This is a genomic window from Caulobacter vibrioides (assembly GCF_002858865.1).
GTDB classification, from domain to species: domain Bacteria; phylum Pseudomonadota; class Alphaproteobacteria; order Caulobacterales; family Caulobacteraceae; genus Caulobacter; species Caulobacter vibrioides.
Genome location: NZ_PJRR01000008.1, coordinates 14,782 through 26,873 on the forward strand (window position 1 = coordinate 14,782; position 12,092 = coordinate 26,873).

General features: G+C 68.0%; 9 protein-coding genes, 1 tRNA gene and 2 pseudogenes. 7 read left to right on the forward strand and 5 right to left on the reverse strand.

What is annotated here, in order from left to right; genetic code table 11:
• Positions 1-9: 9 nt before the first annotated feature.
• Both virB10 and virB11 read left to right on the forward strand, forming a co-directional pair.
• Positions 10-1,161, forward strand: coding sequence for a type IV secretion system protein VirB10 (gene virB10, locus CVUC_RS04130; RefSeq protein WP_096033774.1), 1,152 nt, complete (start codon positions 10-12; stop codon positions 1,159-1,161).
• Positions 1,158-2,126: a P-type DNA transfer ATPase VirB11 gene (gene virB11, locus CVUC_RS04135; protein ID WP_096033775.1), complete on the forward strand. Its 969-nt coding sequence runs from the start codon at positions 1,158-1,160 to the stop codon at positions 2,124-2,126. Before virB10 ends, virB11 begins: the two co-directional genes overlap by 4 nt.
• Positions 2,127-2,233: 107 nt before the next feature.
• On the opposite strand, the pseudogene CVUC_RS04140 reads toward virB11, so the two are convergent.
• Together CVUC_RS04140 and CVUC_RS04145 are read right to left on the reverse strand one after the other, a co-directional pair.
• Positions 2,234-2,479: pseudogene (locus tag CVUC_RS04140) on the reverse strand (integrase core domain-containing protein); the annotation flags it as partial.
• Between the two features lie 351 nt (positions 2,480-2,830).
• Positions 2,831-2,921: transfer RNA gene (locus CVUC_RS04145), tRNA-Ser, on the reverse strand.
• Positions 2,922-3,061: 140 nt separating this feature from the next.
• Between CVUC_RS04145 and hfsE the strand changes: the two genes are divergently transcribed.
• Genes hfsE through hfsH form a run of 4 tightly spaced genes read left to right on the forward strand, consistent with a single transcriptional unit; the run spans position 3,062 to position 7,716 of the window.
• On the forward strand, positions 3,062-4,567 hold the full coding sequence (gene hfsE, locus CVUC_RS04150; RefSeq protein ID WP_164468158.1) for a polysaccharide biosynthesis protein HfsE: 1,506 nt from the start codon (positions 3,062-3,064) through the stop codon (positions 4,565-4,567).
• A 7-nt stretch (positions 4,568-4,574) separates the two neighbouring features.
• Entirely contained in the window at positions 4,575-6,017 is a 1,443-nt protein-coding gene (gene hfsF, locus CVUC_RS04155) for a polysaccharide biosynthesis protein HsfF (protein WP_096033777.1), read from the forward strand.
• On the forward strand, positions 6,014-6,943 hold the full coding sequence (gene hfsG, locus CVUC_RS04160) for a polysaccharide biosynthesis protein HfsG (protein ID WP_096033778.1): 930 nt from the start codon (positions 6,014-6,016) through the stop codon (positions 6,941-6,943). The genes hfsF and hfsG overlap by 4 nt, the downstream gene beginning before the upstream one ends.
• The gene (gene hfsH, locus CVUC_RS04165; RefSeq protein WP_096033779.1) at positions 6,943-7,716 is read left to right on the forward strand and encodes an oligosaccharide deacetylase HfsH; all 774 of its coding nucleotides are present in this window, start codon (positions 6,943-6,945) and stop codon (positions 7,714-7,716) included. The genes hfsG and hfsH overlap by 1 nt, the downstream gene beginning before the upstream one ends.
• Here the strand turns inward: hfsH and CVUC_RS04170 are convergent.
• The 3 genes and pseudogenes from CVUC_RS04170 to CVUC_RS04180 form a co-directional block, all read right to left on the reverse strand.
• Positions 7,713-8,981: an O-antigen ligase family protein gene (locus CVUC_RS04170; RefSeq protein ID WP_096033780.1), complete on the reverse strand. Its 1,269-nt coding sequence runs from the start codon at positions 8,979-8,981 to the stop codon at positions 7,713-7,715. The two genes, hfsH and CVUC_RS04170, sit on opposite strands and share 4 nt — an antisense overlap.
• On the reverse strand, positions 8,978-9,679 hold the full coding sequence (locus tag CVUC_RS04175) for a sugar kinase (RefSeq protein ID WP_096033781.1): 702 nt from the start codon (positions 9,677-9,679) through the stop codon (positions 8,978-8,980). The genes CVUC_RS04170 and CVUC_RS04175 overlap by 4 nt, the downstream gene beginning before the upstream one ends.
• A 42-nt stretch (positions 9,680-9,721) precedes the next feature.
• Positions 9,722-11,259: pseudogene (locus CVUC_RS04180) on the reverse strand (Wzz/FepE/Etk N-terminal domain-containing protein).
• 85 nt (positions 11,260-11,344) lie between these two features.
• On the opposite strand from CVUC_RS04180, the gene CVUC_RS04185 reads away from it, so the two are divergent.
• A complete protein-coding gene (locus CVUC_RS04185) occupies positions 11,345-12,085 on the forward strand; it encodes a polysaccharide biosynthesis/export family protein (protein ID WP_012640491.1) in 741 nt (246 codons plus the stop codon).
• Positions 12,086-12,092: the final 7 nt, after the last annotated feature.

Here is a 12,092-nt window from a genome sequence, read left to right on the forward strand (position 1 = left end):
TCCCAGACCATGACCGCGCCTTCGCCTCCCTCAGACCCCCATCTCGACAGCCCCGTGCTGCGTCCACTGGGCTACGGGCCCACCGCCGTCAGCCGCCCACAGTCGCCGTGGGGTCTGGCGCTGGGGATCGTCGCGATCATCATCTTGGGCATGGTGGTCTACGCGTCGCTCAGTCAGGCCCGCGAAGCGGCTCAACGTCCGCCGACGCCGCCCCCGGCGCTCGCGGCCGAGACAGCGCCGCCGTCGCCCGCAGCATCAATACCCGCGATCGCTGTGGCGGATAGCGGAGCGATGCAACAAGGCCTGCCCTCGCCTGACGGCCTGCCTGAAGGCCCTTTAACCCCACAGACAGATACGGCTGCGCAAGAGGCGACGACGCGCTTGCGCGCCCCGGCCATGGTGGTCGATCTGGACAGTCGCCCCGCGCCAGACGGAGACGTCCGCGTCGCGGCGACAATAGGCGCTGAGCCTGCGCCAACCCGCGCCGCCCCGCGTCCACCCGCAGACGACAGCAAGATCTCAGCTGAAGAGCGCTTTGCTGAGAAGGTCGCCGGCGCCAACGCCGATGCGGCGCGCGCCACGCGCTTGACTGATCCCAGCCTCGTCGCGCCGCAAGGCACGGTGATCCCGGCGATTCTGGAAACGGCGATCAACTCCGACCTCCCGGGCTTTGTGCGCGCTGTGGTCAGCCGCGACGTGCGCGGCTTCGATGGCTCCACCGTGCTCATACCGCGTGGCTCCAAGCTGATCGGCCAGTACAAGAGCGGCGTGGCCGCCGGTCAGACGCGGGCGTTCATTGTCTGGTCGCGCGTGCTGACACCCCAGGGCGTGTCGATCGACATCGCCTCGCCGGGCGCCGACCGTCTGGGTCGCGGCGGCCTTGATGGCGAGACCAACACTCACTTCTTCCGCAGGTTTGGGGCTTCGATCCTGCTGTCGGTGCTCAACGCGGGCCTCAACGCCGCGTCCAACAACGGCAACGGCGGCGACAACACCGCCATCATCATCGGCTCGCCGCAGCAGGCCTCGAACATCGCGTCCATCGCCCTGCAGCGCGAGATCGATATCCCCACGACTATCACCGTCGCCCAAGGAGCGCCGATCCGCGTGTTCGTGGCGCGCGATCTTGATTTTTCCGGCGTGGTTCAAAAGACGCGATGAGCACGGGGGTCTATCTCGCCGCCTATCTGGCGCCGCTACAGCCTTGGCTGGATCGCGCTGACGTCACGGACATTTGGGTGAACCGGCCCGGAGAGGTTTGGATCGAGACCACCGAGGGGGTGACCTCACGCCTCGCTGCGCCGGACCTCACCGATCAGGCGTTGCAGCGCCTGGCCCGCCAGATCGCCGCCGCCAGCCACCAGGGCGTCAGTCGCGAACAGCCGCTGCTCAGCGCCAGTCTGCCAAACGGCGCCCGCGTACAGATCATTGCGCCGCCAGCCACGCGCGGCGACCTTGCCCTGGCCATCCGCAAACACACGCTCAGCGACCTCAGCCTCAGCGACCTCGCCATCGGCGGGACCTTGGCGCCCCCGGCCTTGGCCGGTCGGGCCGATGCGGACGCTCAGTTGCGCGCCTTGCTGAGCGCCGGCGACGTCGAAGGTTTTCTTCGAACCGCCATCCAACGCCGCAAGACGATCGTCCTGTCGGGCGGCACGTCCTCGGGCAAAACCACCTTGCTCAACGCTCTGGTCAAGGAGATCCCGGCGCACGAGCGCCTCGTCCTGATCGAAGACGCCCCCGAAATCCAACTGCGTCACGAGAACGCGATCGGCCTGATCGCCGCGCGCAGCGACACGGGCGAGGCCCAGGTCGACGCCGAGGATCTCCTACAAGCCAGCCTGCGGATGCGCCCTGACCGGATCTTGCTGGGCGAGTTGCGCGGTCGTGAGGCCTTCGCTTTCCTCCGGGCGGTCAATACCGGCCATCCCGGCTCCATCACCACGGTCCATGCCGATAGTCCGCAAGGCGCCCTGGATCAGATCGCGCTGCTTTCGCTGCTCGCGGGCGTGGACCTAGGCTGGGACACGGTTCGCAACTATGTGCGCCAGGTCGTCGATATCGTGGTGCAACTCAATCGGGTTGGCGGCGGCCGCAAGGTGACGGCGGTGGAGTTTCTGTGTTGAGCCGAACTTTCGATTAAGTCAGGCCTCACGATAACATGTTGAACAGAAAGCATAAATTCGAGTGACGGGTGGTGACGTGCCCCCCCCTGAAACTCCTCCAAAAACAACTAGAGTCCGCCCCACCATGACCTTGCCCCCAACCTTGGACTAGGTAGGGCTGGGATTTCTCGCCGGTCAGGCGCTGGCGGGCCATATGGCCCGGCGCCGTTCATCAGCTCAATCGGGCACTTGTCGCCGATCGCGCTGTGGGGACGATGTTCGTTATAGTCCTTACACCGAGCCTCGCGTTTTGAGCGGGCGTCGTCGAGGGATATGAACCAGGCGGTGTTCAGGCATTCGGCCCGGACCTTGCCCCATGCGTCACTCACGGCCACGAACCCAGTAGCGAAACACCCAAGAGCGCCCACCGGTCCCGGCGACCTGCGAATGAAGGCCATCACCGTCCGGATCGAAACCCGGCGAGTCGAGGCGCCTCAGCGCCGAAGCATTCAGCCGCTGCACCAGACGGGGCGTGGTCAGTCCGCTTCTTTATACGGTTCTTTATACGGTCTTTGAACGCGCCAGATGGAGATGCGTGTGGACGCACGCGGACATCCACCCGAGTCGAAAAGTTATAAATGATTGAAAATTCGCGACTTTTCCAGCACCCCTGGACACGCTCAGACGAGCGTTGACACGCGGGAATTACCAAAAAAAGGGAGGAATGGCGGAGACGGAGGGATTCGAACCCTCGATACCCTTTTGAGGTATGCCGCTTTAGCAAAGCGGTGCCTTCAGCCTCTCGGCCACGTCTCCTCCTGAGAGGGAGCGGTTCGATAGCGTGTTCGCTTCGCGATGACAACGGCGGATGTCGGAATTTTCCGGTGTTAACGTGACGCTCAGACGGGATCGCTAGGCTGAACGTGGTTTTCCCAACGACGAGCATCCTGCGTCCCGTGTCTCCTCCCCTCTCCCAGGCTGAACCCCTCGCCTTCGCCCCCACGCCGGAGACTTCTTCTCCTCGCTCGGGGGACGGAGGAGGCGATCCGTCGGGCGCGGCGAAGCGAGGGCCTTTCCGGCCGGGCCGACTGGTGCCTTCGCGCGCACGGTTGGAAACACGGCTGCTGGCCCGCACCTTTCGCGCCGTCGACATCCTGATCGCCGCCGCCGTCGCGGTTGCGGTCACCGCGCTGGGCGCGCCCATTGTGGCGGGTCTTTGGGCCATAGCCGCCTTGATCGGCCTTCGCCTTGTCGGCGCCTACGTCTTCCCGAGGAAGCAGCCTCTGACCGCGCACATGACGCGCGCGGGGCTGGCCCTCGGCGTCAGCCTGCTGATAGGGATCGGGGCCAGCCTGGCGACCGGCGGAGCCCAAACGCCTGTCGTGTGGACTCTTTTGGCGGCGTCCGGCGCCGTGGCCGGAGCGCACGTCGCCTGGTGGACGGTGATCGCACGCGGCCGCGCCCAAGGGCGACTGACGCCCAACATCGTCGTGGTCGGCGCGACCAAGAACGCCGAACGCCTGATCGAGGCGGCCATGCGGACCGGCGAGGTCAATGTGTTGGGCGTCTTCGACGACCGCCTGGACCGCGCGCCGGCCAACATCCTCGGCGTGCCGGTGTTGGGCGACACCGGCGCCCTGCTCGACCACCGCATCATGCCCTATGTTGACCGCGTCGTGATCGCGGTGGCCTCGACCGCGCAGACCCGCGTGCGGCAGCTGGTCGAGAAGCTGGACGTCCTGCCCAACCCGCTGCACCTGTTCATCGATGTCGGCGGCGCGGCCGAGGACGATGCGGCGCTGGTCCGTATCGCCGCCGGAAGCGCAGCGCCGCTCTCGGGTTCGCCCGCCTCGACCCGTCGCGCCCTGCTCAAGCGCGCCCAGGATCTGGTGGTCGCGGGCGCGGGCCTCTTGGTCGCCGGACCGGTGATGCTGCTGGTCGCCCTGGCGGTGAAGCTGGACAGCCCGGGCCCGGTCTTTTTCCGCCAGCGCCGTCACGGCTTCAATAACGAGGCGATTCTCGTCTGGAAGTTCCGCTCGATGCGGCATGAGATGGCCGACGCCAGCGCCGCCCGCCAGGTCAGCGCCGATGACGACCGCGTCACGCGCGTGGGCAAGTTCATCCGCAAGACCAGCCTTGATGAGCTGCCCCAACTGTTCAACGTGCTGACGGGCGAGATGTCGATCGTCGGCCCCCGCCCCCACGCCATCGGCATGAAGACCGCCGGCGTGGAGTCGGCCAAGCTGGTCGCCCAGTACGCCCACCGCCATCGTATGAAGCCCGGCGTCACCGGCTGGGCCGCCATCAAGGGCTCGCGCGGTCCGGTCGACACGCCCGAAAGCGTCCGCCTGCGGGTGGCGCTGGACGTCGAGTACATCGAGCGTCAGTCGTTCTGGCTGGATATCTACATCATCGCCATGACCATCCCCTGCCTGCTGGGGGATCGGTCCGCCGTGCGCTAGGCCGCGCATGTTCTGGCGCGGCGTCCTCGGCTATCTGCCGGTCAACATCGTCCAAGGCGTGGTGGGCCTGCTCACCATCGTCCTCTTCACGCGCCTGCTGGATCCGGCGCAATACGGCGTCTACGCCCTGGCGTTCTCGGTCTTCAGCCTGGTGCAGACCGGTCTGCTGACCTGGACCGAGGCGGCCATGGCGCGGTTCCTGGCCACGCGGAGCGAGGACGGTCGGATCGCCGACCACTTCGCGACGCTCTATCGGCTCTGGCTCGGCGCAGCCCTGGCCGTGCCTGTGGTCGGCGGCGCGGTCCTGGCCTTCGCACCGCTGAACGGCCCCCTGCGTATCGCGCTCGCGGCCGGCTTCGCCGCCGTGCTGGTCAACAGCCTGGTGAAGCTGGCGCAGGAACGTCGACGTGCGGCGGGCGAGGTCTCGGGCGCGGCTATGCTGTCGATGGTCCAGACCGCCGGCGGCTTCGCCCTGGGCCTGGGCTTCGCGCTGGCGGGCCTGGGCGGCGCGGCGCCGCTGCTGGGGATCGGGATCGTGTCCCTGGCCTGCGTCGCCGTGGTGCTGTCGCGCGAGTTGAAGTTCATGACCGGCGGACGCTTCGATAAGGCGCTGGCGCGAACCTATTTCACCTACGGCGCGCCCGTGGCGCTGTCGCTGATCCTGGCCCTGGTGCTGGCCAGCACCGACCGCCTGCTGCTGGCGACCTTCCTCGACGAGGCCACGGTCGGTGTCTACCATGCCGGCTACTCGCTGGGCAGCCGCACGCTCGACGTGGTGTTCATCTGGCTGGGCATGGCCGGCGGTCCTGCCTTGATCCAGGCGCTGGAGCGCGGCGGCCAGCCGGCCCTGGAAGACGCCGCCCGCGAGCAGGCCGGCGTCATCGTGCTGCTGACCCTGCCCGCCGCCGTCGGCCTCGCGCTCGTCGCCCGCCCCCTGGCGGACCTGATGGTCGGCGAGGCCATGCGCGAACAAGCCAGTCACGTCACCCCATGGATCGCCGCCAGCGGCTGGCTGTCGGGCGTCACCACCTACTATCTGCTGCAGGCCTTCACCCTGGCGCGTCGGACCTCGCTGCTGATCGTCAGCATGAGCGCGCCGGCCCTGGCCAATGTGGCCCTGAACCTTGTCCTGATCCCGCGCCTTGGCCTCGACGGCGCGCTGATCGCCACCACGGTCAGCTACGGCCTGGGCGCCGTCGCGGCCTGGGCGCTGGGCCGCCGCGCCTGCCCTCTGCCGATCCCCTGGGCGGTGCTGACTAAGGCCGCCGGCGCGAGCCTGGCCATGGCCGCCTGCGTCGCGCTGCTTCCCGCGCCGGGCGGGCTGCTTGAACTGGTCCTGAAGGCCGGCGTCGGCGCAGCCGTCTACGGCGCCCTGGTGCTGGGCCTTGATGTCGCCGGCCTGCGCGGCAAGCTTTCCCTGATCCTTCGTCGAAAGGCGCAAGCCGCATGAACGCGCCCGTCACTGATCTGCGCCTCGAGAACGCCGCCTGGGCCGCGGCGCAGCCGCGCCTGTCGGTGCTGATCCCGACCTTCCGCGACGACCCCAGCGCCCTGCTCAAGGCCCTGGACCACACCAATGCCGCCGTAGAGGTCGTGGTGCTGGACGACGGTGGCGGCGATGACGCCCTGGCCGAACGGATCGCCCGACGGATCGAGAAGATGCGCACGCCCGCCCGCTTCGTGCGCCTGTCGCGCAATGAGGGCCGCGCCAAGGGCCGCAATCGCTTGGCCTCGCACGCGCGCGGCGGCCACTTCCTGTTCTTGGACAGCGACATGCTGCCCGACACCCCCGACTTCCTGGACCGCTGGTCGGCGGTGGCAGATACCGGCGCAGCGGTAGCCTTCGGCGGCTTCACCCTGGACCAGACCCCTCAGCGTCCCGAGCACGCCCTGCACCGGGCCATGGCCCTGAAGAGCGACTGCACGCCGGCGCCCGAGCGCGCCAAGGCGCCGGAAAAGCACGTCTTCACCTCGAACCTGCTGGTCCGCCGCGATGTCTTCGAGACCGTCGGCTTCGACGAGGGCTTTTCCGGCTGGGGCTGGGAGGATGTGGAGTGGGCGATGCGCGTCGCACGCCAGCATCCGATCCTGCACATCGACAACACCGCCACGCATCTGGGCCTGGACCCCGCCCCGGTGATGGCCGCCAAGTACGAACAGTCCGCCGCCAATTTCGCGCGCGTGGTGGCCAGCCACCGCGACGTGGTCAGCGCCTATCCCAGCTACAAGGTCGCCAAGCTGCTGAAGGCCGTTCCGCTCAGCAGCGTCTGGCGGCCGCTTCTGAAAAAGGTGGCGCTGGCCGAGGCCGCGCCCGTCTCCCTTCGCGCCTTCGCCATGCGGCTCTATCGCGCGGCGCTCTACAGCGAGGCCGTCTGATGCAGGTGGAATTCGAGAAGGTCGACGCCTACGAGCCCGACCGCAGCCTGAAGGGCAAGCTGCGCCGCCGGCTGATCCGGCTGGCCCACCGCCGGCCGGCCAAGGTGGCGCTGGAGCGTCCGATGGTGTCGTTCAGCTTCGACGACGCCCCCACCACCGCCTGTGAGGCCGGCGCCAGGGCTCTGGAGGCGCGGGGCCTGCGCGGCACCTATTACTTCGCGGCGGGTCTGACGGGCCGCGACGGTCCGATGGGCCGCTACGCCACGGGCGAGGACGCGCGCCGCCTGCATGAGGCCGGCCACGAGATCGCCTGCCACACCTACTCCCACCTCGATTGCGGCCAGTCGAGCCAGGCCGAGACGCTGGCGGACGTGGACCGCAACGCCGAGAGCCTCGCGGCCTGGGGCGCGGGAGACCCAGTCAGCTTCGCCTATCCCTACGGGGATGTGGCCGCGCCGGCCAAGACCGCGCTGAGCGGCCGGTTCAAGACGCTGCGCGCCCTGCACCACGGGCTGATCACCGACGGCGCGGATCTCAACCAGACGCCCGCCGTCGGCATCGAGGGCGAGGATGGGGAGACAGTCGCCAAGGCTTGGCTCGACAAGGCCAAGGCGCGCAAGGCCTGGCTGATCCTCTACACCCACGATGTGGCTGAGCAGCCGTCCCAATGGGGCTGCACCACGGAGGCGCTGGAGCGCCTGATCGATCGCGCCCTCGCCGACGGGTTCGATGTGGTGACCGTGGCCGAGGGCTCGCGGCGGATCGGGCTCTAGACTTCCTCCTGAGCCCGGTCGGAGAAGGCCAGCTTGGCGGCCAGCGAGACGAACAGCACCCAGCGGAAGTCGTTATAGACCACCGCGATGCTCTCGGTCAGGCTGACCAGGGTGAACACCACCAGGAACGGGAAGGCCAGCATCGCGCCGCGCTCGCGATAAACCGCGACCACCGCCAGCGACATGGTCTGCAGGTAGAACAGCCCCCAGGCGATCAGGCCGAACAGGCCGATGCCGAGCCACTGTTCCAGCCAGGAATTGTGGGCGTGCTGGGGGACGAACTTGGCGTCATTGACGATCCAGGCCAGCGGCCCCCAGCCGGACTTGTCGCTCCAGACCGCCGCATAACCATAGCCCTGCCAGGGTCGCTGCTCGATCTGGCGCATGGCGGCGGTCCAGATCTCGGTGCGGCCCGTCAGGGTGGCGTCCTTGCCGAGAATCTCGAACAGCATGTCCGAGGCCAGCAGCACGAACATCACCAGCAGCAGCGCCCCGGTGACCCCGGCCCAGGTGGCGGCCGCGCCGAGGGCCGGCCCGCGCTGGACGATCCACACGAACCCGAGCGCCGTCATGCCCAGCAGGAGCGAGGCCAGCGCCGTCTTGGACTGCGACAGCAGCACCAGGCCTATGGCCAGACCCGCGAACAGCGTGAAAAGCTTGGCGCGATCCGGGTTCAGCAAGGCCGCCGCGCCCAGCAGACAGGCCCCGAAGGCCATCAGTCCGCCCAGTCCGTTCTTCTCCATCCATAGCCCGCGCCAGGCGCCGGGAAAGATCTCGGTCATCACGCCGATCGAGGGAAGGGCCAGGCTGACCAGGTAGCTGGCCACGATCAGGAAGCAGTAGGTGATCGCGAACAACCGGGCCAACTCAGCCCAGCGGAAGCGAGAGGCCAGGGCCAGGCCCGCCAGGGTCGTGCAGCCGACGGCGAAGCCGCGGCGGATCGAGACATCCGGCTGGATCGACCAGGAGATCGAGGCCACGACCACGACCATCAGGATGATCAGAAACGGCTGTCGAACCGTGACCCGGACCATGTTCCAGGGCCGCCCCATGATCAGCAGGAAGGCCAGACCATAGGCGGGCAGGAACGCCACACGCAGAAGGCCCGAAGCCGCCTCGTCGGCCTTCTCTCCAAACAGCGGCAAGTGCCAGCCGGCGCTGAAGATCAACAACATCACGACGGCCACCGCCACCGTGAGGAGCGAGGGCGAGACTGCTTGAGGTCGCTCCGCGCTCCAGCCCAGGGGCGCCGGCGCGTAGGTCACGGCAGGATGGCCTTCAGGAAGGCTGGCGGTTGCAGCGAGACCTTGTTGAAGAACAGCCCCGCGCAGCGTCCGCCCGCCGCCGTGATCGCATCGCGCAGCAGCGCAGGCTGACGCACGTCGGGTTGGTCGGCGGAGACGACGAGGACGGTCTGGTCCATGTGCCGCGCGATGGTCGGCCCAGATTGCGAGCGATCGACCGAGGGGCAGTCCACGACGATGACCTCGGCGTGCTTGCGCAGCGCGCGCCAGTAGTCCGGCGACGGGATCACGTGGGCCTGCTGCCGGCCCCGCAGGGCCTCACGGTTCAAACGCGCCACCCACAGGCGCGGTCCGCCTACGCTATGGCCAACCAGATACTTGGCGTCCGGCCAGACGCCCCCCTCGGGGTTTGGCGCGGGCGGCTGCACGGTGAAGAAAACCGACCCGTCCGGCGAGGCCGCGACCGGCGGGCCCAGCGGTCCGTAGCGTTGGGGATCGGCCGCTAGGGCCTGAAACTGGGTGGGATCGCTGAGATCCATGTCGATCAGCCAGGTCTTGCGACCCGCGCGGCGAGACGCAAAGCGCGCGAATTCGCGGGCCACGGTCGATGTGCCCTCCCCGCGCCGCGCCGCCACGAACTGAACGACGTGCGGACGGCCAGCCGGGGGCGCGCCCAGCGCACTCCACAACTCCGTCATCTCGACGTTCAAATCCACCATCTACCGAATCGCTACGCGGCCAGGACTTCGCAAACTGCGATATTAACCCTGCGGGCGAAAGGCGACCAAAGCGCTCACCGCTTGACGGCCGCCGTCGCCAGCACCGGCATGCCCAGGGTGCGCGAGGCCGAGGCCGGGGTCTGCAGGCCCGGACGCAGGAACATCCGCACCAGACCCGCACAAAGGGCGGTGAAACCGGCGAACATGATCGCCAGGGCCAGGACGGGCTTCTTCAGGCTCTTGCCGGTCGACGGAGCCACGGCGCGCTGGACGATGCGGATGTTGTCGCTGCTCTCGGCCGACATCTGCCGCTGAGCCTCGTCCTGCTGTTCCTTGACGGTGAAGTCGCGAACGTTCGAGGACAACACGTCGCGGTCTCGCGACAGCTCGTTGAACTGCGGCTCCAGTTGCGCCAGGCGCAGAAGGCGTGAATTCACGTCGGTCACCTGCTGGGCGTAGGCGGCCTGCGACTGCTGCAGAGCCGCGACCTCGGCTCGCAGGTCGTTGCGGGTCGTGGCCAGGGTCTGCCAGATCGGGTTCGGGCCGCTGCGGCGCGCGCCCTCGCCCGCCGTGCGGCCGGCGGCCAGGCCCGCCTCCAGCTGGGCGATCTGGGCGTTGATGTCGATCACCGGCTGGGCGTTGGGCGTGTAGCGCGACAGCAGGCCTTCCCGGTCCAGTTTCAGCTGCGCCAGCTTGGTCGACGCCGACATGTCGGTGTCGCGATAGAGGATCGTCTCGGCCGGCGTGCGCGCCAGCTCGGCCTCGACGGCCCCGAGGCGACCCGTACGGTCCTGTAGCTGAGCGTCTATAGAGTATTTCTGCTGTTCGACCTGGGCCTGCAGTTGGGTCAGCGCCGTCTTCTGGGCGTTGAAGTCGCCGATGTCGTTGGTCATCAGGAAGGACTGATAGGCCGCGTCCGCCTCGGACAGCTTCTGCGAGAAGATATCGCGCTGGCGCTCCAGAACCCGGTTGTCGCCGCCGATCAGCAGCGTGCGGCGATAGATCAGATACTCTTCAAGCAGAGTATTCAGCACTTTCTCTGCGATCTCGGGGTTCTGGTGCTGATAGGCCAGGCGGATGATCGAGTTGTCCGGCGCGGTCTCGATCTTGAGGCTCTTGGCGATCGAGTCTCGCCCCTCGGCGATCAGCTTGCGCTTCTCCTCAGGCGAAGCCACCGCGTACTTGGCGGCCGCGCTCGGGAAGATGTTTCCAAAGCCGATCTTGCGGATCACGCGCTCGCGCAGCTCGCCACTGCCCAGGATCTCGGCTTCGGACTGGATGACCTCGTCATTGGTCGGCACCGCGCCTCGGCCGGCGTCGCCGGCGCGCGGCTCATAGACATATTCCTGGCCCAGCCGCACGAAGAGGCTGGACTGGGCTTCGTAGCTCTTCTTCAGCGTCATGGCGAAGCCGACGCCGATCACGGCGATGACCACGAACACCATGAGCATAAGGAATCGCTCGCGCCACAGCAGGGTGATGAAGTCGCTGGGGGCGTAGCGCGCCCGCGCGCCGGCGCCTCCCCCCGCCATGGGCGGCGGAGAGTCGTGCGGCACGCTGATCCAGGCGCTCGTCGACATGCGAATCCGGGCGGTCTAACTTGGCTCGCACCCTGGGGCTGGCGGTCTTAAGGGTTCGTTACCCATTCCTGTTAAGACTTGTCGCATGCAGAGCCGCACGCACTTCATGACGGCCTTGGCCGTGGTCCTGATGGCAGGCGGGACGACCGCCTGCGGGCACCTCGACGCAGAGCCGATCACGCCTGCGCCGCGCCCGACCGCGACCTTCTCCAACATCGGTTACGCGGACTGGAGCGAGGCAGAGCCCGACTATCGCTTCTATCCGGGCGACGAGATCGAGATGACGGTGCCCTCGGCGCCGGAACTGAACAAGACCGCCACCGTGCAGCCTGACGGCCGGATCACCGTGCCGCTCGTGCAGCCGGTCATGGCCGCCGATCGCACGATCGGCGAGCTGCAAGCCTCGCTGAGCCAGGCCTATGCCGGCACCCTGCTGCGTCCACAGGTGCAGATTTCAGTGAAGGCGACAGCGCCGCTGAAGGTGTTCGTCGGCGGCGAGGTCGGGAATCCCGGCGTGTTCGACATGGCCGGCGACGGCGACGCCTTGCGCGCCATCATCCAGGCGGGCGGGTTCAAGACCACCGCCAAGCGCAATCAGGTCGTGATCATTCGTCGCGGCCCCGACGGGCGGGCGATGATGCGGACGGCCGACCTGCTGAGGGGTCTGACCAGCCCCGGCGGTGCGGACCTGGTGCCGCTACGCCGCTTCGACATCGTCTACGTGCCGCGCAGCGGCGCGGCGGAGACGGGTCTGTTCATGCAGCAGTACTTCCGCGACCTGCTGCCGGTCAGCTTCAGCTACGCGATCAACGGCAACATCCGCTAAGCGGCGG

Coding starts and splice junctions, on each gene's coding strand:
- hfsF (WP_096033777.1), top strand. CDS start 4,575: ATGTTCTGGCGCGGCGTCCTCGGCTATCTGCCGGTCAACATCGTCCAA.
- CVUC_RS04175 (WP_096033781.1), bottom strand. CDS start 9,679: ATGGTGGATTTGAACGTCGAGATGACGGAGTTGTGGAGTGCGCTGGGC.
- hfsH (WP_096033779.1), top strand. CDS start 6,943: ATGCAGGTGGAATTCGAGAAGGTCGACGCCTACGAGCCCGACCGCAGC.
- virB11 (WP_096033775.1), top strand. CDS start 1,158: ATGAGCACGGGGGTCTATCTCGCCGCCTATCTGGCGCCGCTACAGCCT.
- virB10 (WP_096033774.1), top strand. CDS start 10: ATGACCGCGCCTTCGCCTCCCTCAGACCCCCATCTCGACAGCCCCGTG.
- CVUC_RS04185 (WP_012640491.1), top strand. CDS start 11,345: ATGCAGAGCCGCACGCACTTCATGACGGCCTTGGCCGTGGTCCTGATG.
- hfsG (WP_096033778.1), top strand. CDS start 6,014: ATGAACGCGCCCGTCACTGATCTGCGCCTCGAGAACGCCGCCTGGGCC.